General features: G+C 47.1%; 27 protein-coding genes. 18 read left to right on the forward strand and 9 right to left on the reverse strand.

The window, feature by feature from the left end; genetic code table 11:
• Nucleotides 1-20: 20 nt before the first annotated feature.
• From KNQ08_RS16130 to KNQ08_RS16175, 10 genes are read left to right on the forward strand one after another with little or no spacing between them, the layout of a single operon-like run.
• A complete protein-coding gene (locus tag KNQ08_RS16130) occupies nt 21-2,387 on the forward strand; it encodes a VirD4-like conjugal transfer protein, CD1115 family (protein WP_214806303.1) in 2,367 nt (788 codons plus the stop codon).
• A gap of 12 nt (nt 2,388-2,399) precedes the next feature.
• Nucleotides 2,400-2,654: a hypothetical protein gene (locus KNQ08_RS16135; protein WP_133208770.1), complete on the forward strand. Its 255-nt coding sequence runs from the start codon at nt 2,400-2,402 to the stop codon at nt 2,652-2,654.
• 16 nt (nt 2,655-2,670) lie between these two features.
• Nucleotides 2,671-3,099, forward strand: a complete 429-nt coding sequence (locus KNQ08_RS16140; RefSeq protein ID WP_119924056.1) for a hypothetical protein — start codon at nt 2,671-2,673, stop codon at nt 3,097-3,099.
• A gap of 15 nt (nt 3,100-3,114) precedes the next feature.
• A complete protein-coding gene (locus KNQ08_RS16145; RefSeq protein WP_119924057.1) occupies nt 3,115-5,049 on the forward strand; it encodes a pLS20_p028 family conjugation system transmembrane protein in 1,935 nt (644 codons plus the stop codon).
• 4 nt (nt 5,050-5,053) lie between these two features.
• Nucleotides 5,054-5,365, forward strand: coding sequence for a DUF5592 family protein (locus KNQ08_RS16150; protein ID WP_029343412.1), 312 nt, complete (start codon nt 5,054-5,056; stop codon nt 5,363-5,365).
• Between the two features lie 4 nt (nt 5,366-5,369).
• Entirely contained in the window at nt 5,370-6,005 is a 636-nt protein-coding gene (locus KNQ08_RS16155) for a hypothetical protein (RefSeq protein WP_214806305.1), read from the forward strand.
• Nucleotides 6,006-6,012: 7 nt separating this feature from the next.
• Nucleotides 6,013-7,956: a VirB4 family type IV secretion system protein gene (locus KNQ08_RS16160; protein WP_214725518.1), complete on the forward strand. Its 1,944-nt coding sequence runs from the start codon at nt 6,013-6,015 to the stop codon at nt 7,954-7,956.
• Nucleotides 7,956-9,062, forward strand: a complete 1,107-nt coding sequence (locus KNQ08_RS16165) for a lysozyme family protein (RefSeq protein ID WP_251133740.1) — start codon at nt 7,956-7,958, stop codon at nt 9,060-9,062. Before KNQ08_RS16160 ends, KNQ08_RS16165 begins: the two co-directional genes overlap by 1 nt.
• Before the next feature lie 13 nt (nt 9,063-9,075).
• Nucleotides 9,076-9,633, forward strand: a complete 558-nt coding sequence (locus KNQ08_RS16170; protein WP_133208775.1) for a hypothetical protein — start codon at nt 9,076-9,078, stop codon at nt 9,631-9,633.
• Nucleotides 9,634-10,473: a hypothetical protein gene (locus KNQ08_RS16175; protein ID WP_214725520.1), complete on the forward strand. Its 840-nt coding sequence runs from the start codon at nt 9,634-9,636 to the stop codon at nt 10,471-10,473. It begins immediately after the preceding gene.
• Nucleotides 10,474-10,694: 221 nt separating this feature from the next.
• Here KNQ08_RS16175 and KNQ08_RS16180 read toward each other — a convergent pair whose 3' ends face one another.
• Nucleotides 10,695-10,841: a hypothetical protein gene (locus KNQ08_RS16180; protein WP_160315908.1), complete on the reverse strand. Its 147-nt coding sequence runs from the start codon at nt 10,839-10,841 to the stop codon at nt 10,695-10,697.
• A 136-nt stretch (nt 10,842-10,977) separates the two neighbouring features.
• Here KNQ08_RS16180 and KNQ08_RS16185 point away from each other — a divergent pair, with 136 nt between their 5' ends.
• The 6 genes from KNQ08_RS16185 (at nt 10,978) to KNQ08_RS16210 (ending at nt 14,839) form a co-directional block, all read left to right on the forward strand.
• On the forward strand, nt 10,978-11,229 hold the full coding sequence (locus KNQ08_RS16185; protein WP_053451914.1) for a hypothetical protein: 252 nt from the start codon (nt 10,978-10,980) through the stop codon (nt 11,227-11,229).
• Nucleotides 11,222-12,382, forward strand: coding sequence for a MobP2 family relaxase (gene mobP2 / locus KNQ08_RS16190; RefSeq protein ID WP_214725522.1), 1,161 nt, complete (start codon nt 11,222-11,224; stop codon nt 12,380-12,382). The genes KNQ08_RS16185 and mobP2 overlap by 8 nt, the downstream gene beginning before the upstream one ends.
• Before the next feature lie 11 nt (nt 12,383-12,393).
• Nucleotides 12,394-12,849, forward strand: coding sequence for a hypothetical protein (locus KNQ08_RS16195; protein ID WP_133208778.1), 456 nt, complete (start codon nt 12,394-12,396; stop codon nt 12,847-12,849).
• Nucleotides 12,846-13,124, forward strand: a complete 279-nt coding sequence (locus KNQ08_RS16200) for a hypothetical protein (RefSeq protein WP_214725525.1) — start codon at nt 12,846-12,848, stop codon at nt 13,122-13,124. The genes KNQ08_RS16195 and KNQ08_RS16200 overlap by 4 nt, the downstream gene beginning before the upstream one ends.
• 5 nt (nt 13,125-13,129) lie before the next feature.
• Nucleotides 13,130-14,593 carry an ArdC-like ssDNA-binding domain-containing protein gene (locus tag KNQ08_RS16205; RefSeq protein WP_214725527.1) on the forward strand — a complete coding sequence of 488 codons (1,464 nt, stop codon included), beginning with the start codon at nt 13,130-13,132 and terminating at the stop codon, nt 14,591-14,593.
• Between the two features lie 84 nt (nt 14,594-14,677).
• Nucleotides 14,678-14,839, forward strand: coding sequence for a hypothetical protein (locus KNQ08_RS16210; RefSeq protein WP_160315907.1), 162 nt, complete (start codon nt 14,678-14,680; stop codon nt 14,837-14,839).
• Between the two features lie 89 nt (nt 14,840-14,928).
• On the opposite strand, the gene KNQ08_RS16215 is transcribed toward KNQ08_RS16210, so the two are convergent.
• The 6 genes from KNQ08_RS16215 to KNQ08_RS16240 all read right to left on the reverse strand — a co-directional run bounded on the left by KNQ08_RS16215 (nt 14,929) and on the right by KNQ08_RS16240 (nt 17,590).
• Entirely contained in the window at nt 14,929-15,153 is a 225-nt protein-coding gene (locus KNQ08_RS16215; RefSeq protein ID WP_214725529.1) for a hypothetical protein, read from the reverse strand.
• 41 nt (nt 15,154-15,194) lie between these two features.
• Nucleotides 15,195-15,755 carry a DUF5067 domain-containing protein gene (locus KNQ08_RS16220; protein ID WP_053451908.1) on the reverse strand — a complete coding sequence of 187 codons (561 nt, stop codon included), beginning with the start codon at nt 15,753-15,755 and terminating at the stop codon, nt 15,195-15,197.
• 21 nt (nt 15,756-15,776) lie between these two features.
• Entirely contained in the window at nt 15,777-16,001 is a 225-nt protein-coding gene (locus tag KNQ08_RS16225; RefSeq protein ID WP_053451907.1) for a DUF3006 domain-containing protein, read from the reverse strand.
• Complete coding sequence (locus KNQ08_RS16230; protein ID WP_214725531.1) at nt 15,998-16,843, reverse strand: ComEC/Rec2 family competence protein; 846 nt, start codon at nt 16,841-16,843, stop codon at nt 15,998-16,000. Before KNQ08_RS16230 ends, KNQ08_RS16225 begins: the two co-directional genes overlap by 4 nt.
• A gap of 136 nt (nt 16,844-16,979) precedes the next feature.
• On the reverse strand, nt 16,980-17,174 hold the full coding sequence (locus KNQ08_RS16235) for a hypothetical protein (protein ID WP_214725533.1): 195 nt from the start codon (nt 17,172-17,174) through the stop codon (nt 16,980-16,982).
• Nucleotides 17,175-17,386: 212 nt separating this feature from the next.
• Nucleotides 17,387-17,590, reverse strand: a complete 204-nt coding sequence (locus KNQ08_RS16240) for a hypothetical protein (RefSeq protein ID WP_053451904.1) — start codon at nt 17,588-17,590, stop codon at nt 17,387-17,389.
• Between the two features lie 515 nt (nt 17,591-18,105).
• Here KNQ08_RS16240 and KNQ08_RS16245 point away from each other — a divergent pair.
• Together KNQ08_RS16245 and KNQ08_RS16250 are read left to right on the forward strand one after the other, a co-directional pair.
• Nucleotides 18,106-18,312 carry a hypothetical protein gene (locus tag KNQ08_RS16245; RefSeq protein WP_053451903.1) on the forward strand — a complete coding sequence of 69 codons (207 nt, stop codon included), beginning with the start codon at nt 18,106-18,108 and terminating at the stop codon, nt 18,310-18,312.
• Between the two features lie 76 nt (nt 18,313-18,388).
• Nucleotides 18,389-18,826 carry a hypothetical protein gene (locus KNQ08_RS16250; RefSeq protein WP_053451902.1) on the forward strand — a complete coding sequence of 146 codons (438 nt, stop codon included), beginning with the start codon at nt 18,389-18,391 and terminating at the stop codon, nt 18,824-18,826.
• 613 nt (nt 18,827-19,439) lie between these two features.
• Here KNQ08_RS16250 and KNQ08_RS16255 read toward each other — a convergent pair.
• Together KNQ08_RS16255 and KNQ08_RS16260 are read right to left on the reverse strand one after the other, a co-directional pair.
• The gene (locus tag KNQ08_RS16255) at nt 19,440-19,892 is read right to left on the reverse strand and encodes a JAB domain-containing protein (RefSeq protein WP_353049232.1); all 453 of its coding nucleotides are present in this window, start codon (nt 19,890-19,892) and stop codon (nt 19,440-19,442) included.
• 421 nt (nt 19,893-20,313) lie between these two features.
• Entirely contained in the window at nt 20,314-22,320 is a 2,007-nt protein-coding gene (locus KNQ08_RS16260; RefSeq protein WP_050678840.1) for a heavy metal translocating P-type ATPase, read from the reverse strand.
• Nucleotides 22,321-22,745 lie beyond the last annotated feature (425 nt).

Raw genomic sequence — 22,745 nt, forward strand, 5'->3', positions numbered from 1 at the left:
GTGTGGTGACTGAAATAATGATGAACTTCTCACTTCGTTCTCTCGTTACCTCCGCTTGGCTGTGGCGATGTCTCACCTTTTTGATCGCTTTACCGATTGTATTGTTCTTAGTACTCAATGTGGCGTTTCAGTTCCTGCAGCAGACAATCCAAAATCTCTTCCAGGACGGGAAGTTGACGACCGGCTCTCCGATTCAGTACGAATCGAGTTGGTGGACGACACTCGCTTGGTCGACCTCCATCGCTTTCGCTTTGTTCGGTGTCTGCTTCCTCTTAGGAGGATTTCTCTTATTAAAGTATTGGCTCAACTTCCGTGATCTCAAGGCTGCACAGAAGGGAAGTGCCCGCTTCACGACGTTTCAAGAGCTGAAACAGCAGTATCGGGACGTACCGGATCGTAAGGAGACCTACAGCGGATCCGGAGGTGTTCCGGTCGGGCGCTATCGTGATCGCCTCTACATCGATGACAGTGCTGTCAACAATCTCGTCATCGGGACGACTCGTTCCGGGAAAGGCGAGACGTTCGTCTTCTCGACGATCGATCTCTATAGTCGTGCCGAACGCCAAGCAAGCCTGCTCATCAATGATCCGAAGGGTGAATTGTTCGCCGCCTCCAAAGAAACACTCGAAGCACGTGGGTATCAGGTCGAGGTCCTGAACCTGATGAATCCATCGCAATCAATGTCCTACAACCTGTTACAGCTGACGATCGACGCTTATTTGGACGAGAACTACTCTCTCGCCCAACAGTATGCCCGTTCGGTCGCCTATATGCTTTACCATGACCCGAAGGCAAAGGATCCGTTCTGGAGCAACTCTTCGACGGACCTTTGCACCGCTCTGATTCTCGGATTATGCGAACAAGCCAAACATGAACCGGAGAAGATCACGATGTATAACGTCGCTTTGATGTTATCCGATCTCGGCTCACGCACAGTCATCGATGGAATGGGACAGGAACAATCGGCACTCGACGCCTTCTTCGCAGCCTTTCCGGAGAATCATCCGGCACGTATGCAGTACGCGACGCTTCACTTCTCCGGTGGTCAGACGCGCGCGAGCATCCTCGCCAATACGAATGCCAAGCTCGGGATCTTTACGCTTGATGCGACGGCACGCTTAACGGCACAAAACTCACTTGATATGAAACTGATCGGTTTCAATCGCTGGATTCGTGGACGTGCCCTTCCCTTGTCACGGTTGACGTTCTACTTTCCAAGTGGGAAACAACTCGCCTTGACGACGGACGACGATGGGAGTTTTGTACTCCATCACGAAGAAAACCTCGAAGTGGATACCAATATCACCGTAGAAAGTGAGGGACAGCAGTATACCGTGTCACTCTCAGGTTGGAGAGACGAGACGGTCGGTCTCTTCGACTGGACGACGGATGCACCGATCGACATCCGGGAGATTCGTCAGCATCCGCGCCCGGTCGCCGTCTTCCTGATCGTCCCGGACTATGATCCAACACTGAATGTCATCGCCTCACTGTACGTCAAACAAGTCTATACCTCGCTCGCTCGCGTCGCCTCACAAGCGGCGAGCGGACGTTGTGAACGCCAGGTCATCTTCCTACTCGACGAATTTGGGAACATGCCGGCAATTGAAGGGATGGCGAACATCATCACCGTCTGTCTCGGCCGGAACATCCGCTTCAACCTCGTCATCCAGTCCTACGCACAACTCGAGAACCTCTACGGGGAGGATTGGAAGACGATCGACGGGAACTGCGGGAACACGCACTACCTACTAACAGCAGATGAGTCGACGGCAGAATTGATTTCGAAGAAGCTCGGGGAGCAAACAATCGTCACGAAATCACGTTCCGGACAGACGTTCTCTCTCTCGAAGTCGAAGACGGAGAGTGTCGATGGTCGGCGCTTGCTGACAGCAACGGAAGTGATGGGACTGAAGGAAGGCGAGATGTTGATCATCCGCGTCATCAAGCGACAAGACAAACAACAGAAACGAATACAGTCCTATCCCCTCTTCCTGACCGGACGAACGGCGATGAAATACCGCTATGAATACTTGGCGGATGACTTTAACACAGATCGTTCCATCAATGATCTCGTCATTCCCTGCGCGCATGCCCATCTAGATCTGAATACACTTCGTGTCTCCTTTCATCTCGGTGCCTCAGTTGCATCGAAAACGGTTGAGACGGAGGAGGAGACACCTGACGCAACAGAATGGCGCGTCTGCGATGTCCTGCAGCCGAAAATCCTGCGCTCGATCTTCGAGACGACAGAATACGATACGTTACCGATTGATCTGTTCGAACAAGGCATCCTAGATAAGACAATTCCTGTGACCGACAACCAGCGCCATTTCTTGAAGACAATCATCAGCAAACGACTCGAGAAACTTCGTCATGGCGTCTAAGGAGGGCATCAAATGACAGAACTGACACGCACGGAACGCGTCCAACGTGAACTTCGCGTCATCGCAACCATCATCAAGGAGAATAAAAAGCGTCTCCGCCGCGGTGAAGTCTTGAATATCCAGACCCGGGACGGATTCCTCGTCGTATTTGAGGAAGAAGACCCAGACTCAGGCGACCGAAAAACTGTTACGCTTATAGACACATTCGATTTCCGGGTTCACGTCAGTAATGGTGATTTAACGGATCCGGAACAGGTGTCATCATAGGAAAAGGGGTGGAGGCATGCAAGCGAAACGAGTACTCTCCGGACTATTGATTTCCTCTGCGTTACTTTTGGTCGGTTGTAGTGAAGAAACGTCGAAGAATACATTAACTCAGATAAAAGATTCTGAAGTTGATAAGATGATGAATGGTAAAAAAGACGGTATTTTATTAGTCGTAAAAGAAACTGATGGAGAATTCGAGAGTTACGTCAATAAGATTAAAAATATCTCTGAAGAAAAGAACACATCAGTAAAGATGTACAATACATTCCAACCTGATGGAAAAGAATTAGTTAATAGAGATACTTTCGAATACACATCCGAATTAAAAGGAGAGCGTCTGTACTTCATTAAGGATGGTAAAGTACAAGACGAATTAAATATTAATGTTCTTACTGGAACTCAACTGAACGATGAAGTCGAAAAATTTATTGATCAGAACAGTTAATAAGGAGTGAATCTTATGACAGATTCCGAGCTAATTTCAAAGTTCAAAGACCTTGAGGATGTTTTTAATCTCAGTAATCTTGTAAATGATGCGCTAAGGACTGTTGGATGGATATTAGTTCGGGGACTTGCTGTCATAATTGATGGATTGGAAGAAGTAACGAACACTATCCTGTTAACAAAGACATTCTTTAATAATCCAGAAGTGGTTGAATTCGTTCAGACGATTCAACCTTTTTTGTACGTTCTTTTAGCTGGTAGCTTTTTATTTACAGGCTATCTGATCATTTTCCAAAAGAAATTTGACCGTGAAGGATTCTTGATCAATTTATTTATCACACTATTAATTCTTGGGTTACTTTCCCCGACCATGATAAAAGTGAATGATTTTTCTGATGAAGCGATTGCTCAAACTAAGTCCAGCGATCTGTATAGCGAAAATGACTCTACGATTTCAAATAAAATTTTGCTTCAGAACATTCATGACTTAGTACTCTACGACAAAAAAGAATTCAAAGTAGCTGATCAGAAAGAAAAAATGAACAACATTCCTGAATCATTAGTAAAAAACCTGAGAGTCAATGAGGTATTTAATCAAAATGATTTTTCACTATCTGACACAGGAGTTAAACTTTCTGAGAGTTTTGTAATATGGGATGGACAAAAGGCTGTGTTAGGCGAACTTGATCAAAGCGGTGTTGAATGGAACAACCAGTACTACTATCGCTATCATCCGAACTGGCTGACGATCCTTGTCACGCTTGGCGTGATGGGCTTCACTCTTTTCTCGATTGCCTACAAGCTGGCTCGACTTTCGTTCGAGTTGGCTTTTAATTATGTTTTAGCGATTTTAGTCGCCCCTGCTGACTTACACAGCGGACAAAAGACGAAGAAGGTCATTCAAAGCATCCTGAATACATTCCTCGTCATTATCTTGATTTTCGTCTCGATCAAGCTCTACACGATTGGGACGGCTTATCTTGCTGATACACTCGATGGTCTTGCCTATTTGATCGCATTGATTGCTTTCTCTGCTGCCTTGATTGATGGACCGAACATGGTCGAACGCCTCTTCGGGATCGATGCGGGTCTGAAACGCGGGTGGGGTGTCGCACTTGGTGCGTATGCTGTTGGGAAAGGTACGGCAAAAGTCGGAGCTCGTGTCGCTGGACAGACGATAAAGAGGACATCACGCCCTACTCCATCCGCCTCAGAAGCTGCTAGCACAAAGTTACCACCGAATCCTCCATCAGGTGGTGGCACACCGACGGGGCGTCCGGATCGTTCGTCCGATAGTGTGCCAATACGTTCGCAAGCACCAGAGCGCACTTCACAATTAACCGGACAAGAGAACCAACGCATTGAATCAATTGATTTATCGACGCACGACACGAGTTCGGAGAGTCCGACTGCAACAACATCAAAAGAGTCCATGCCACGTCGTTTGGACGATGTCTCACCACAATCACTTGCGACTACTCCGCCATCATCGCAAACACCTGTTGCACAATCGAAGGTGCCCGATGGATCGATGAAGGAACAACCAGCTACATCACCTAATGCGTTCACTATCTCTGAAACAACTGTCGCATCACAGCCTACTTCATCGTCGAAACAACCCATTGGATCTCGTGCACCTAGTCCGACTTCTGTTCACTCAGGATCAACATCTGACATGAAACCTAATGTACTTGCACATTCTTCTAACACACCTGAAGACGAAACACCTACTATCTCCTCTTCAGGAGCGAGCAATTCTTCACCTTCTATCAATGAGTCGCAAGAGACATCATCCGGAACACAGCGGCAACGAAAGTCGATCTATCAGACACTCGAGACCACGACACAAAAAGAACTCAAGCATGTCGAACAAACACAGACACGCGTGACGTCAGAATCTTCCCGTATGTACTCGACCGATGTCCCGCGTCTAGACCCGAAAAAGGAGTGAGACCATGCAACAGCGCCAGTACCGGATTCCGAACGAAGTCACGACCGAGCTGAAGATCAATAAGATGCTCTATCTCTATGATTTACTGTTTCTCGTCGCTTTGATCATCGTCCGGTTGATTGCTCTTCCGTTCATCCCGGACGCCTTACATCTTCCATTCACATTCTTCCTGGTCGCGTTCGGACTCTTCCTCGTCATCCGCCCAACGACGAATCCAGAGAAACGGATGATTCACGTGCTCTATTACGCGCTGATGAAGAAGAAAGACACGTATATCGCATTGACAGACGGTAAGGACGGATCGAAAGGAGCGTGATGGCATGAGTTTATTGGAAGAGAAACGATCTAAAACAATTCCGACGACAGACATTACTTGGCTCGATGAGATGCAATTGACGACACCTCCAACACGGAAGGAAAAACGCATCCGGATCCCGCCTTCTGTCGCCTCTCTGCTACCAATCATTGATGCCACGGCGCTCGATGGGTTCGAGATGCAGGACGGGACATTCTGCGACATCATTCAGCTGACTTCAAAGGATATCTACGGGTTGTCCGAGACGGAGAAGGACCATGATATCTTCTCCCTCGCCTATCTGTTGCAGGCATATATTCATCCGTTGAAGGTGATTCCGCTCAATACACCGCTTAATTTGGAGAAACAGAAACAGCGCATCGAACGACAGCTTCGGCAAAATCAAAACGCCGCCTATCATCCGTTTTTGCAAAAGAAGAAGCAAGAATTGATCTACCTCGAGGAGCATCGCACCAATCGCGATTATCTCCTCTTTTTTTATGCCCCGGATGAGGCAATGTTGCGGGAACGGAAGTATCAATTGACGAAACTGCTTCGACGCAGCAACCCGATGGTCGAACTGACGCTCGAGCAGAAAATCAATGTGTTGTTCCAGCTACACAACCCGAATACAAAACCGACCCAGGACGGAAAGGAGTGATGGTGTCATGTGGCGTACACGTTTTTTACGAAAGCAAGACCCGGAAACAATCAAACAACAAGACGGCTACAATCCGACATTCGTCCAAGCGATTCAACCGCAAGGCGGACTCCGCTTCGAGCCGAACTATGTACGGACCGGCGACGGTTATCTTGCCTGCCTCCATGTCTATAAGTATCAATCGACCGTCTACGATTTCTGGCTCGAACCGATCCTCAACCTCCCCGGCGTCCTGACGACGCTCGACATCGGGACGGCGGACAAACGGGAGATGATCCGGACCATCAACAAATCGATGGCCGAGCAGAATACGCGCTTCGAAAATGCGAAAGATAATGTCGACCGGATTGATGCGCGGGAGACGTATAAGGAATTGAACGAACTCTACGAACAGATCACGCAAGGTGAGACGATGAAGTATCTGCATCTCCGTCTCTACGTTAAAGCGAAGACAGTCGACACACTCGAACGCCAAGTCCAGGACGTGATGGAGGAACTGGAGGCACGGAACTTCCGCGCAACTGTCTTCCTGAACGAACAGGAATGGGAATGGCAGAGCCTGTTCCTCAGCTACGAGCAACAGCAAAAGCTACCGAACCGTCGTCGCGGGAAAGAGATTCCGTCGCTCTCAATCGCAGGAGGTTATCCGTTTCATTTCACGTCGCTACAGGATCCGACTGGGACCTATTACGGGACGACCGATACGAACGGAAGCGTCATCTTCGACTTATTCCACAAGGACAAACAACGGAAGTTCTACAACGCCTTGATGATCGGTAAGATGGGCTCCGGGAAGTCGACTTTGCTCAAGAAGACGGTCCTCGATCAAGCGATCAAAGGGAATCACGTTCGCATCTTAGACGTGACGGGCGAGTTCTCCGACCTCGTACGACAGCTCGGTGGAAAGGAGATCGCACTTGACGGTTCTGCCGGACGGATCAATCCGCTCCATGTCTATAAGACGGTCACACATGCCGACGGCTCGGCGGATGAGGCACTCTCGTTCATGCAACATCTATCGAAGATTGCGGTCTTCTATCACTACATCAATCCAGCAGCTACACAAGAAGAAGCGAACGAGTTCGAAATCCTGCTCCGGCAACTCTACCTTGAGAAAGGGCTCTGGAATGAGGACGGTGACGCGCCAATCACGACGCACCCTGCAAACACTTATCCGGTCTTCTCTGACTTCTTAGCGCTCGTCCGCTCTGAATTGTATGCGGACGATTCGCGGACGACGATCCGCGAGACGATCAGTACGAACCGTGTCCGCCGTCTTGAGAACATCGAGCTCGCGATCACGAACCTCGTTCACAACTACGGCAACATCTTCGACGGACATTCCTCGATCGAGCGATTTGACGAGGAAGCGATTGTCTCATTCCCGCTACGCAACCTGACCAATCTGAAAGACGAAATCTTTCAGGCACAGGTCTTCAACCTGATGAACATGCTGTGGGACGGGATGATTCTTAATGGTGCCGGACAACTCCGCAGCTACAACCAGGGCGAGTTATTGATCGAGGATGCCTTCAAGTATCTGATTGTCATCGATGAGGCGCATCACCTGATCAATACGCGCGATATCGCGCAACCGGCAATCCTGTACCTACAACAATTCATGCGCGAAGCGCGGAAATACTTTGGCGGCATCTTCTTCGCCTCGCACTTGATCACGGACTTCGTCCCGACCGGCTCGAAGTCGGAGAACGCGGAAAACGTCAAGACGTTGTTCCAGTTGACGCAGTATAAATTCATCGGCGAGCAGGATGCCGAGAGCATCCCTACGATCCAGACCGTCTTCGACGGACAGTTGACGGAGAGTGAGACGCGGTTGATTCCGTCGCTCGAGACAGGACGGATCGTCCTCAGTATCTCCGGTGTGAAGACGTTGATTTTCGATGTCGATGTCTCACCCGAGGAGCTGACGTTGTTCGGAGGTGGTGCCTGATGTGGAGTACGGTCCGGCAGTCGGCACGTGTCGCCGTCCGGATGAAATGGCGACTCCTGACCTTAAAGTATCGTCTGATTGCTCTCGGAATCGCGCTTCTGCTCCTCCTACTGATCATCATCGTCGCAGGGATTCTCGATACGTTGACCGGAATCGAGAACGAACAGGCGACGGAGACACCGATCGCTTACTCGGACGCGAGTCTACAAGTCAGTGATGATGTCCTGCAATACCGCGAAGCGATTGCACGTGAATTAAAGAAAGAACAGCTTGAGGGACAGACGAACGTCGTCCTTGCGTTGATGATGCAGGAAAGCGGCGGACGCGGGAACGATCCGATGCAAGCGAGTGAATCGAAGTGTGGACGGATTGGTTGCATCACCTCTCCTGACGAGAGCATTCGTTATGGGGTGAAACACTTCGTGTCAGTCTTCCGGCAAGCGAACGAGGACGTCAAGTTGACGCTCCAGAGTTACAACTTCGGCGGTGGCTTTATCGATTACGTTCAAGAAAACGGCGGACGCTATACGAAACAACTCGCGATCTCCTTTTCACAGATGATGTACCAGCGCGTCAAAAAGAGTGGCATCTATCAGTGCCATCGTCCGAGCGCGATCGAGCATCAAGCCTGTTACGGTGACATCGAATATGTCGATGCTGTCCTCCGTTATCTGACACCGACGGTACTAGCAGAAGGTAAGACAGGACCGATCAAAGGAAAACTTCATGCTCCGCTCGACATCCCACTGCAGATGACATCGGGTTTCGGGTCACGGATCGTTTTCGGAAAGACGGATATCCATACGGGCATCGATTTCAGTTGCCACGATACGGATACCGTCCACGCCGTTCGCTCCGGTACCGTCACCTATAGCGGTTTACGCGGACCGTATGGGCAACTGATTCAGATCAAACAAGGCGACTGGATCACCGCTTACGCCCACCTTTCTGCACGCCAGGTTAAGACGAGGCAAAAGATCGAAGCTGGACAAGCGATCGGGATGTGTGGGTCGACCGGACGTTCGACCGGGAATCATCTCCACATCGAATTTAAGACGAGTGATTGGTCCGGTCACATTGATCCGGCACCACTGTTTTCGCTATAGGGAGGGATGAACTATGGCATTGACGAGTCGTCATCTCCTATGGCTCGTGTTGTTCTGTCTGCTGCTGTCAATCAGTGCCAATGTCTATCAATATCGTTCGATGGCAGCAGATGAATCGCATCGAATCGTCGAGAAAGACGAGAAGAATGTGTTACCAAAAACGACGGTGTCAGATCCGTCCATCTCAACTAATGAACAAGAGCAAGAACAAAATTCAATCATTTCGAAGAGCGCGGAACGCTTTATCACGTTCGCCTTCACATGGGAGGATGGGACCTATCCAACACGCAAACGACAAGCCGATCAGTATATGTCGGAGTCCATCAAACAAACGTTGTTCGCGAGTAGCGGAAGCGATAACAAGTTCACCGCCTCCGTCTCGGACATCGAAGTCTTTCCAAATCGGGACGATCCAGAGCATTGTCTCGTCCGCTTCAAACGGACATTGACGATCGATGCCAATGGTTATGAAGAGACGTCTGAAGAATTAGTTGAACTGACCTTTACGCATCAAGATAAACGTTACGTTGTCGATCAGATGAAGAGCCTTCAAACGTCAGGAGGTGTCTAAATGCATCCAGGAAAACGAAAGACGCTGACCCGTGATTGGTCACGACTGTATCTCGGAACAGGACTGTTCTTCTTGATTGGTTTTCTGTTTTTCGGCTTCTCTTCCCTTTTCTTTGCCGAGGAACAACCGATCAATGCGACACCCATCGGTGAAGAACAACGGTTAACGAATGGACAGACCGTCACGCTTCTCGATTGGTCCCATGATGTGCAGCGAAAACAAATGCGCATCCGTCTCCAGTTCGATCAACCTCAAGATTACGCGACGAGACTTGTTACGCGTATCGCTTATAAGGAACGCCCGACGGATGAGCAACGCGTCCGTGTCGTCTATCAGCAGGACGAGCACTACATCTTTGAAATCGAAGATGTACCGCGTGACTTTGATCAACTAGCACTCCGCTTGTATGTCATTAAACCTGAACAGTCACTCGAGAAGCTGAGTGTGACGAAGCGAGAAGATGCGCTCGTCGAATCACTCTATATGGATCAACGACGTGTACTAAAGACGTCACTTTCTAAACAACAAGCGGACGATTATGCACAACTTTTTCTCGCTGACGAGCACCTGCAAAGTCAAAAACGGATCAAGAACATGAAGCGCGAACAGACGGAACTAGCTTCTCTCATCCAACAGATTGAACAAGACATTGAGATGAAACAAGCCACCTTACCCGACCTGACACTCGATGAACAAGTCGAACGTGAGGATGAAATCTTCAATCTGAAGCAAGACAAAGAAGACGCACTGTTACGACAAACGGAATTGAAAAAACAACTCACGCAAGAAGAAAAAAGACAAGATCAGCTGCGCATTAAAGCACGTGAAATGAAATGGTAAGGTGGCAAACACCGTGCCAAAATGCGGTTTTTAGTGGCACGCGGTGTGACCTTTTGGCGATTTTGATGATATCAGGGAAACACTAGGCTCCGCCTAGGCTAGCACGCTGAGTGATAGCAGTTTCCCCTTATGCTCTTTTTCACGTTGTTTAACCATTTTTGGTTTTTCTCCTCTAAAATAATCGACGTACATTTAGTCATTCTATCGACCTTCATCAACGCTTAGATCGATTCTGTTACGTCACTTTTTTCGACTCTTTTCATCTCATGATGCTGTATCTTCGACCAGATATACTTCAGAAGTTCGACGATCAAGGAGACGCTTACGGCTTCTCCAAGAGCGTAACTCTGTTCGATGATCGATTGCATATGTCCCCTCCGTTCTTAATCTGAGTGGGTAACACCTTTCTCACTTCTAATGACAGGAGGAGCGAGTGAATTGTTCGGAAAACTTTTCATTTTTTAAATCATTAAGACTGACTTTCGTATGGAAGGAGGAAGACGAATGGATCTCTTGATTCGTGACATCGACCCCCGATTCGTCAAACAACTCGACGAACAGGCGGAGAAACAAATGTGTTCCCGACAAGAATTATTGAAAGGATTGTTGACGACCTGGTGCGCAGACGGCGTCCAGTCGACGCAAGTAGCACGCCTCGAACGACAGCTCGAAGCGAACACTTTGCATCTGAAGCGGAGCGCAACCGAACTCGAACTCTTGACTACACTCTTCCGTGAGGTGATGCAGGATGAGTAACATTCCCGGCGTCATCATCAAGTCGAAGTTCAAGTTGCCGCAAGCAACCCGACGCGCGCGTCGTTATACGACCTACCTCAGTTACATCGATCGTCCGGAGACGAAAGCGCGGTCGCATCAATTTGAAAACTATCACGACTATATGGAAGATGAACTGAAATCAAGCGGTCTCTTCACGGCGACACAAGACCGATTGAGTGCGAGGGAACGAGAGCACTTACGCGATATCTTCCGACGGGCACAAGAGAACGGCAGCATCCTTTGGCAAGACGTCATCTCGTTCGATGGAGCGTGGTTACAGGAAGTCGGTGTCAAAGAAAATCGTTACATCGATGAACAACGGTTGATGCAGGCGACACGGAACGCGACCGCGCTGATGATTGAAAAGGAACAGATGCTGCATGCGACATGGACCGCTGCGATTCATTACAACACGGATAACATCCACGTCCATGTCGCGACAGTCGAGACGATGCATCCACGCGAACGGGGCAAACGGAAACCGAAAACGATTGAGAAGATGAAGGCACAAGTCGTCCATACGCTTGCCGATCGGACACGGGAACAGGAGAAGTTAAATGCCTTCATCCGTGATGAAGTTCTCGCGCACAAACGAAATCATGCAACACTATCCGTTTCAAATCGCGTGCTACATCCGGAACTTGTACGTCAGTATAAAGCGATTCAGAAACGACTACCGGACGATAAGCGCCAGTGGTATTACAACATGAACGGTATGAAAGAAGTACGTTCTTCACTCAATCAATTGACTGACACGTATCTTGCGACCTACTTCGAGAAGGAGCATACCTCTTTCAAGCAACGACTGGATAACGAGGTCGCATTCTACGAGCGAAGTTACGGATCGGCATCGCAAGCGTCTGCTTATCGGAAGACGAAAGAACAGGATCTCTACACGCGGATGGGAAACGCTATCCTCTCCGAGATGCGTGAGTCGCCTACGTCATCCCAGAAGCTTGAGAAGACGAAGACATCCTCACCTAGACAAAGAATCCAGTCAGCGTTTCGACGTGAACGGATCATGCAAGAGACACTCTATCGGATCGGACGACACATGAATGATGAGTGGGATCATATCAAGAATCAGCGTGCGTTTGAACAACTCGAACAGGAAGTCCAACACGAAAGGTAAGGTGACGGGCAATGGAGGAAACAAAACAAGTCCGGATCAAGATGAGTGCCGTGACCACTGATTTTTTAGAGGAATACCGAGAGAGAGAACGATTGTCTGGGGTCGGTCCAGCCATCGATCACATCATCCGCGACTATCAAGAGATGATCAAAAAGCAATGGGACTTGAACTATGTCAGTCGTTCCGTCTCGAAACAGATTGAGCAAGAGTTGACACCGTTTTGGGATGAACAGATTTCGAAAAGTCTTGCTCCGTTACGAAAGAGCGTCCAACAAACAGACCTTCAAACACAGGTATTGATCGAACTCGTACAAGCTTTGATGCAGACGGAAAGCATCGAGGACATCATTCCGACGACCGAATACCGTCCCTCTTTTCTTGAGACGGCAGAGACGGCTGTCAAACAGCGAATCGATCAGCGCAAGCAACATAAGCATTCGGATGAAGAAAGGATGACTCACAAATGAGACGACTCGAAGCCTTCACACTCGCGACATTTCTCGAATTGCATCCGTCCCACGTCACCGTCATGATTCATCAAGCACATTATGATATTCCGGTTTCTCAGGATGAACGAGCGTTCCTTCAGCTCTTGCAGGAAGAACCTTTGGTATTACTCCCGGTATCACATGATCGCCGTCAGTTATTATTCGATCGACTGGCTACCGACCCGATGGTATCAGAAGAGTTGAACGATTTTGAAGGTGCTGCTGATTCGTCCGTTTCGTCGGAAGGAGCGTGAGTGATATGGCATATCAGAAAAAGACGCGTGAGGATTACCAGAAGGAAGTCCAAGCGTTGACCGATAAGATGGAGACGCAGCTCGCCTCCCACTTCGTCAGTCAGGAGAGCATCAAGGAACACCTCGACTTCATGAGCCGATTCCATCGCTACTCGACGCGGAATATGTTACTCATCGAAGAGCAGTTCCAAGGCGCCCGTGCCGTCGGTTCCTATGCGTACTGGGAGAAACAAGGCGTACAGGTTCAAAAAGGAGAGAAAGGGATCAAGATTTTCGTCCCCTCCCCTGTTACGTTCATCAAACGAGAGACGGATTGGGTGGCATGGAAGGACGCGACGAAGACGGAGCAAATGCGTGCAAAGGAAGGCGCACTTCCGACGCGGAAAGCGATGTACTACAAGATTGGTCATGTCTTCGAGTACACACAGACCGATGCTCGGGAGAAGGGACTCGAAGTCTCTGAACTCTTCGCTTCCTATCATCGAAATGGATCGCTTCGTGAGGCGGAATCGTTTCGCCGCGCGTTGAACGGGATTGCTGAGACACAAGACGTGAAAATACTCGATCAGCCTTTAAGCGAGCTTGGTACCGCGAAAGGATGCTTCTATCCGGAACTGAACGCGATTGCCCTCAATCCGCGGAACTCGGATATTGAAAACGTGACCATCCTGATTCATGAACTCGCGCATGCCAATCTGCACAACGTGGAACGAAATGAAGAGCGTGGAATTGAGTTGAATCCACATGAGAAGGAATTCCAAGCGGAGATGGTCGCTTATACGGTCGCGGCACACTTTGGTTTTTCGACGGACGAGTTTTCCTTGTCGTATCTCGCTAACTGGACGCAAGGAAGAGACTTGCGCGATAAGGAAGACCTGTTGCACGAAGTCCATCAGACATCCGGTCACTTCATCCGTGAGATTCATGCTTCACTCGAGCAGGAGCAAATCTTGGAACGCGAAGCATCACCGATTAAAATGATTGAGTACATCGAACAGAATGCACAGATCACCGAACACGGATTACCGTTAGCTGAACGGCTAGAACGAATCATGCAACATTCACCGGAGGACGTCGGTGCTTACCTGACGAGCATCGCCAAGCAAGACACGCAGCAAGATCTATCGTCTTTTGAAGAACCAATGATGCTGGTTCATGGAGCGACAGACTTCTTCGAACCGTTCGCGAAAGCCAACGACCGTGACTTCGACGAACATGAGACCGTCGCCTATACGCTCGTCATCCCAGGCGAAGAACCAATCAGCCAACACTTCCGCATCCTCGATGATGCGATGGGACCGTACCATCACATCCTGAATACAGAAGTCGTCAGTAAGGAGACCGAACAAGTACTCGAAAAAGCATGGTACGACGAGATGATTTCGACGGAAGACCGTGATCTAGAAAAGGTCCGACAAATCGTGACGCGTCACTTCAATGTACCGGAGCAGGACTTCAGGAGCCGTTAAAAAGATGTCCTCTCTTCTTTTAAAATCAAGTACTATAAAAAAGTAGGATAAAACTGACAATACAGACAAGACGGAGGATTGACCATGACTAATAATCAAGCAATTGCTTATGCTGCCATCGCGATGGAGCAGCTCGGCTACACACGTGAACAGATTGAAAAGGTTCAAGCGAGTATGCTGTCTGAAATGGACTGGACAGATGAAAAAACAGCTGAAAAGAAAGCCAGTGCCATCTTAAATAGCTGAACGTAAAAATGATTATATTCTTGCGCTTGAACTTCAAAAAAAGAAGGCAATATGGCTTCCTGAAGCGAAGTCATATTGCCTTCTTTTAATTAAGAATATTTCATTTGCAAAATAAATTGTTCAAAGCTAAATTTTGAAATGATTCGATGTCCCGAACGATCGAATTTTCGTGTTTGAAGATACGTTTCAAATGTAGATATGATTTCTTCCATCTCTAAACGTTGTTTAAGACCTACGACAATATATGGTTTAAACTTTTCTCCCATTTCTAAAATGAGTGCTTGCGCTTCTGTAAATGTTTGATTCATAGTCATCTCCCTTTCTTCACCAGATATGATTCTATCAATTCATCTTCTTATTTCAGTTCAATCTTCTTCTCACCCAACTCTTTTCCTGATAATCCTTGGGTTGCTTTCAAGGTGACGACTGCCTTCGGGTCCTCGATGTCATAAGCCATAATCCCTTTTGCAGTACCACCCGGTTTAATATCATCCAACTGATGCTCTAAATAAGAGGCATACTTCTCTTCCTGTGGCGTCATCCCTACCTCTAACTTGTTAATTGTATCGGTTCCTTCCTGTGTCGCTTCAAAGCAAGCAATCCAAACATTCATCCCATTGAGTGGCTTCTTGCTGTCGTTCGTCGTCTCATATGTGAAAACGAGTTGTGGTTTTTCGCGGAAATACTCTTTACTCGGCTCAAGTACTTCTGTCGAAAGAATCTTGACGGTCGCCATGTCGATCTTTAACGTGTCGTCTTTGAAATAGACATCTTCTTTTTTCGGTTCTGCCACCTCGACCTTTTCAGTCGGATTCGCTGCTTTTTTTGGTGGATCTTCTATTGTCTCTTGTGTGCCGCATCCAACGAGTGATAACCCTAACCCAACGATGACGACCGCTTGTCCTAACTTATTCATCTGCTTCAGCTCATTTCTTTTTTAGTCTTCCCATAGTTCTTCCATCAGCTCATCGATTTCATTCGAGAGTCGCTGCCGTTCACGGTCGTCCTTCTCGATATGACCGTACTCATCCATCCAGATGACATCACCGGACTCCACCGTCATCGGAAAGCGGGAAATCAGAATGTCGCGCATCCCATCATCGAACTCGACGACGACCCACTTCTCTTCAATTCGGTCGATAATCCCTTTTCGCTTTTTCATTTCGACTTCTTGATCGTGTAGGACGATCCATTCCCTTCGAAGACAATTGTGCCACTCTTATCGGTCCGCAGCATCGTCGCCTTCGCACGCTTCAAGTTCGTCACGACTTCCTTCGTCGGGTGTCCATACGCGTTCTTCCCGACACTGATGACGGCGTACTTCGGTTTAACGTACTTGAGGAACGTCGCACTTGTTGATGTCTTCGCCCCATGATGCCCGACCTTGAGGACGTCCGCACGCAGCGTCTTCTTCTTCGCGATCATGTCTTGCTCCGACTTCAATTCCGCGTCTCCCGTGAACAGAAACGTGTTCTTCTTGTAGGCGACGTGTAAGACCGCGCTCCAGTTGTTCAAATCACTCTTCGCATAGTCTTTGACCGGTCCGACGAACTGCGCCTTCACACCTTTGACCGGAAGCGAGACGCCAGCCTTTGCTGTCTTGATCGTCAACTTCTCGCGCTTAACCGCTAACAAGAAATCCTTGTAGGCTTGCGTCGTGTGCTTGACCTTCGGTGCGTAGACGCTCTTGACCTTGAACGAGTCGAGGACTTCATCAAGCCCCCCGATATGATCGGCATCCGGATGCGTCGAGATCAGTACCTCAATATCACCGACCTTCTGTTTCTTTAGATAGGCGACGAGTGCATCACCTTTCCCCTTGTTGCCACCATCGATGACGATATCCTCACCACTTGGCATCTTGATGTAAATCGCGTCACCTTGACCGACATCGATATAGTGGACCTTGATTTTCGGTGTCGCTGCCTCTGCACCTTGCAGTGGTCCGACGAGTAATCCAATACTTGCGAGCGCTAAGCTGGCACCCATCCATTTTCGTTTCATCTTTCATCGCTCCATTCCTGATTTGTAAGTTATCTTCAGTATACAGTGAATACCAGGAGAAAGTTGGTTATATTTCCCACCCACCTATTTTTATTGATAGGGTAGTATATATGTAAGTCCATACAAAAAACAGACCTTAACAGGTCTGCTTAGTAAAGTGTTTCTGCATGAAGTCTGTCAATCGATCGACGTCGATGAACCACGTTACGTGCTCGATCGAACCGTCCACTTCTCGTACGAATCGAAGCTGGGCATCAATCAATGTTACCTTATCTGGTACCTGTTTCTCCTTTGCTTGATCCATGACCTCAAACATCTCAATTATACTCATGTACTCCACCCCTAATCGTTTTGTTAAGCACAGCATAGAATGATTTTAGAGTCTGTACGAATTACCTTAGATAAGATAAGCGAAATGATATGTAAGATAACTGGGTCATTACGAAACAATGTACGATTAATTTTTCACACATAAAAAAAGAAACGACCTTTTGAAGATCGTTTCTGCCATAAAAATGATTAGTGTTTCCTACGCACATCGAATCAATAGAGATAAATAAGTACACCTACGATCAAAATGAACGGAACCAATAATATCTTACCGGTCCGGCTCAAAAAGCTCTTCTTTTCTTTTGTAAACAAGAAGTCGATCAATAAGAAAAGTCCAAATGCAATCGGTACGAGGTAGAGTAGAGGGGCATTTGTAAGTGCTGCACCTAATACATCAGTCGATCCGTCAAATTTCATATGTAGTTTCTCCTTTTTAGATATCCTCGCATACGACACATCATTCACGACCGAAGCACTAACGACGATCTCATACGTGGACAAGAATCTTTCCTTTAGTATGCCATTCCTTCCACTAAACCCTAACCTTTTATTTTTCTTTTTATAATTCTATGTAACGCTCCGTGCCCTCCGTCGCAAGGAACAGGAACGTAGAAATCCCTCGCGCAGGCGAGTCGCAGCTCTCGTTATCGGTTCGAAGCAGTGCGATGAGGATGTTGCTGTGTGCAGCCTACAACCTCACGCATGAGCTCGAAAGTCTTTATGTCGTCCGCATTACTATGGAAACATCAATCCTCTATCCATAGAACTCCGTCCATTCACTCACTTCTTCGCTCATCCATGCATTGCAAAACTTCTTCAATTCTGTCACAAAATAATTTTTCCAAAATATAACTTTGTATACAATTGTAAATTACATAAAATCGTTATATTATAAAAGGTAATAAAGTATTGTGAACGTATGAAGAGTAGAAATGCTTGTATCTGGAAAAGTATATTTATTTGCAACAATCCATGATGAGAAAATGGATTGGCACAACCCAGTTCCTGCTTATGGAGAAGTTCTTATTGAAGATGGCGAATATATTCAAACTGTAGTTGATACGTATGAAACTGCATTTGAGAATCAAACGATCTCACCTATCATGGGGAGACACGATGAACTCGAGTTAAAAGAATGATTTGTTGAGGAACAAGCCACTCAATAAGAACACTTAAACTTTTTTAAAAATAATCTTTATCAAAGGAGAGCGTTTTATGGGTAAATTTAAATGGATGGGTGTTTTAGTAGTATTGGTTGTTCTATTTTTTGTGTTTGACCCTTTTCGTGGGGAACCACCAAACCCCAAAGTAGAAGCACAAGGAAAAGATATTCCAACGGTTCAAGGATCATTTTGTTGGGATGGTCTATTGCGCAACCAATGTGTCGATAAAGTATATGTCGACGGACTCGATATGACGAAAAAAAGCAAACCAACTGTAGTATCCTCAAATAAAAAAATCGATATTTCGTTTGAAGACGAACCGGAATCTATTGAGATCGTTCGTTGGAAAGATAAGCAAGATGCTGAAAAAGTTACTTTAACTGGCGATGCCGTTACTGTCCCGAAAGAAACAGGAACGTATGCCTATGAAATCAAAGCAAAGTGGTCCAATGGTGACGGACAATTCGCTTTTTTGGTTAAAGTAGACTAACCCCCTCCCCTTTCCCCATACTTCCTCTTCTACCAACAGTCAATTGGCTGTTGGTTTTTTTTATTAATAACCAAGTATTTGTGATAAGACCTATATTTTAAATTAATTATTTCTATTTTTAAAACGCTCCGTGCCTTCCGTCGCAAGGAACAGAAACATAGAGATGCCTCGCGCAGGCGAGTCGCAGCTCTCGTTATCGGTCCGGCAGGAGGGCAGCGGTGCGATGAGGATGTTGCTGCGTGCAGCCTACAGCCTCACGCATGAGCCCGAAAGCTCTTCTTGAGTTATACAATCAGTAGAAAGAAGATCACTACCTATCTACAGGAGGATTGATTCACTTCAATCAACTATCTCTCCTCGAACCTTCATCCACTCCACTACTTGTCTCACTACTGCATCCTCTATCACACCCTTCTACATAGAAGAGACCAGATGTACTTTCTCACCCGCAGTGGATCCATCCACTGCGGGTCTCTCATTGCCCTTGGATTCGGGACGAATCCATTCCTTACTCGCTTGCGCTCTCTCAAAAGAAAAACGACATCGTTTTTCGTCCATGCTCTTGCGCGCGGACAGGACGGGGTTATCCCGTCCGTCTACGCTTATTGTTCCTTTACAAAACACCTTGTGCCTTCAAACTGACATATTCTTCTCCGGCACCGACGATGATGTGGTCAAGGAGCTGGATACCGACGATGCGTCCGACCTCGACGAGCCGTTCGGTCACCTCGATGTCTTCCCGTGATGGATGCGGGTCACCGCTCGGATGCTGGTGGCTGACGATGAGCGACGTCGCATTGTTGAGAATGGCGGATTTGAAGATTTCTCTAGGGTGGACGACGCTCGAGTTGATGCTACCGACGTGTGCCCGATGGACGGCAATGACGCGGTTCTTCGTATTGAGTAGGATGACGAGGAACACCTCACGGTCATCGTCCTGGATGAAGCGTCTCGCGACACAGAACGCGTCCTCTGGGGACGTGATGTGTGTCGTCTCGAGCGCGACGTCCGGTTCACGGACCTCTTGGCGGATACGGGTGATTTCAACGAGTGTAGTCAGTTTCATGGAAAAGCTCCTTTCGCGAGTGGGATGCAGTCCGACACGGTGCCGTCCTGTTGACGGGAACGTAGCGAGCGTCGCGAGACGGCGCAAGGGTGACCGCAGGGAAAGATCAAAAAAAGTGGACAGCGCACCGGGACGAAGGCTTCCGGAGCCCGCGAGCGAAAAGCTTGCTTTGAGCCAAAACGCGGAGGAAGACAAGGAACGGCAGCGGCTTTTTTTGATGACCCTTGCGCCGACGAGGAGCGAGCTAGAGTACGGAAACAGGACGGCTTGCGGTCTCTTTCCATCAGACAGAGCGGGGCCGCTCTGTTCCATGCTTTTATCTATGGGATCCTATCTGATTGAAAAAAAGAACACACCCTAACTCATGAAGTGAGATAGGGTGTGTTCATACACAAAAAAGAAAAAATATACCAAACTTCTATTAAATTCTTAATGTTTTCGCATTGATAGCTACGATGACCGTACTCAAACTCATCAAAACTGCTCCAATCGCTGGTGAAAGAATAATGCCGTATGGTGCTAAAATACCTGCAGCTAAAGGAATCGTAATGATATTGTAACCAGCTGCCCACCATAGATTCTGAATCATTTTATTATATGTTTTTTGCGATAGTTCGATGACAGATAAGACGTCCTTTGGATTACTTTTGACAAGGACAATATCAGCCGTTTCTACAGCTACATCTGTTCCACTACCAATCGCAATCCCTACATCCGCTTGTGCGAGAGCTGGTGCATCGTTAATTCCATCCCCTACCATCCCTACTTTTTTTCCTTCTGCTTGCACCTGTCTCACTTGACGTGACTTATCATCCGGTAATACTTCTGCGTACACTTGATCGATCTCAAGTTGGGAAGCGACCCACGAAGCGACTTTTTGATTATCCCCAGTCAGCATGATGGATTGAATCCCTTTCTCCTTTAATTCCTGTACAGTCTTCTTAGCTTCCTCGCGAACGAGGTCGGCAAGGGCGATCATACCGATTAATTCTGTGTCCTTTAAGACAAAGACGACCGTTTTCCCTTCTTCAGACAAATCTTCGAATGTCACTTCGTCGATTTCGAGTTGTTTGTCCCGTACGTATCGCGGACTAACGACGCGGACTTGCTTTCCTTCGACTGTTCCTTCCAATCCTATGCCTGTCATCGATCCAAATCCTGCGACCGATGGTAAATCAAGCTTTCGTCTTTGAACTTCAGTCAAGATCCCGCGAGCAAGTGGATGTTGCGACGACTGTTCGATGGCTCCTGCGAGTCGTAATACTTCTTCCTCACTTATACCTGTACTTGCCATCACATCCGTTACTCCAAAATTACCTTGCGTTAAAGTACCAGTCTTATCAAAGATAACCGCATCTAGTTTTCGTGCCTCTTCGAATTGTGTTCGATTTCGAATCAAAAGACCTCTTTTAGCGGAAAGTGCTGTAGAAACGGATACGACAAGAGGGGCTGCTAAACCAAGAGCGTGTGGACAAGAGATAACCATAACCGTTACCATGCGCTCGATTGCTGTACTAACCGAATATCCAAGTACAATCCAAATCACGAAAGTCAGAACACCTGCTCCCACCGCGAGATAAAAAAGAATTTTTGCTGCTCGATCAGCTAAGTTTTGAGTCCGTGATTTGGAAGATTGCGCTTCACTTACTAAGCCGATGACTTTTGAAAGGTAGGTGCCTTCACCAGTACCTGTCGTCTCGACTGTCAGACCACCTTCTTGATTGATAGAGCCAGCAATCACGGTGTCATTCTCCTGTTTATCTACCGGAAGTGATTCACCGGTAAGCATTGATTCGTCAATCGTTGTTGTTCCTTCGACGATTTTTCCGTCTACCGGTACCTGTTCTCCCGGCTTGATCCGAATGAGATCTCCTGCCTCTAATTCATTGACCGGCACCTCTTCAACCTTCCCATCCTTCACTCGATGCGCCACACTCGGAAGTAACTTTACTAATTCCTGCAACGCATTTGAGGCACCCATGATTGATTTCATTTCAATCCAATGCCCTAATAACATGATGTCGATCAAGGTCGCTAACTCCCAAAAGAAATCATGTCCTTGTCCGAAACCGAATATGATAGCGACACTATAGAAATAGGCTACACTAATCGCTAATGCAATCAACATCATCATTCCAGGATTTTTTTGGCGTATTTCATTAATACTACCTTTTAGGAAGGGCCATCCACCGTAGAAGTAGACAATTGTGGATAGCAAAAGCAAAACAACGTCGTCATATGGAAAGCTAATGTTGATACCCGACCATTCTTGAATCATTTTGGAAAGTAGCAGGATTGGAATGGTCAACATTAACGATACGAGAAATCTTTTCTTGAAGTCTCCGATCATTCCTTCATGTTCATGATGTGAAGCACTCATTTGTTGGTCTTCATGATGAGTATGTTCGTGATGGATATGGTGATTCATAAGAAAACCTCCTTTTACGTACTATATACCTGTATGGTGTATATAGAGAGATCATGACTATATAGAGCTACATCTCGTTTTTACTTCCAGTTAAACTTATATATATAAATATAAAATGTATTTTGACACACTAAAAAATAAAAATTATCATACAAGTATAGGATATATTTTAAAAAATGAGACCATTTGTTTGAATAGGACTATTTAGCGCCAAAATCACAAGTACTGAAACTTTAAAAAGAATTAAAGGACAAGTTCGAGGTAGACATCAAATGATTGATGACAATTCATGAATTAACTGAACTGATGAAGACTATGGTCAAATGAACGAATAGGTACTATCGTGAACAGACAAATGAGCTAATACAAAAAACGCAATTAAAAAGCTTTGTTTTATGCACCTACAAAATTATCTCTAAGGAGAA

The sequence above is a fragment of the Exiguobacterium sp. s46 genome (genome assembly GCF_018618875.1).
GTDB classification, from domain to species: domain Bacteria; phylum Bacillota; class Bacilli; order Exiguobacteriales; family Exiguobacteriaceae; genus Exiguobacterium_A; species Exiguobacterium_A abrahamii.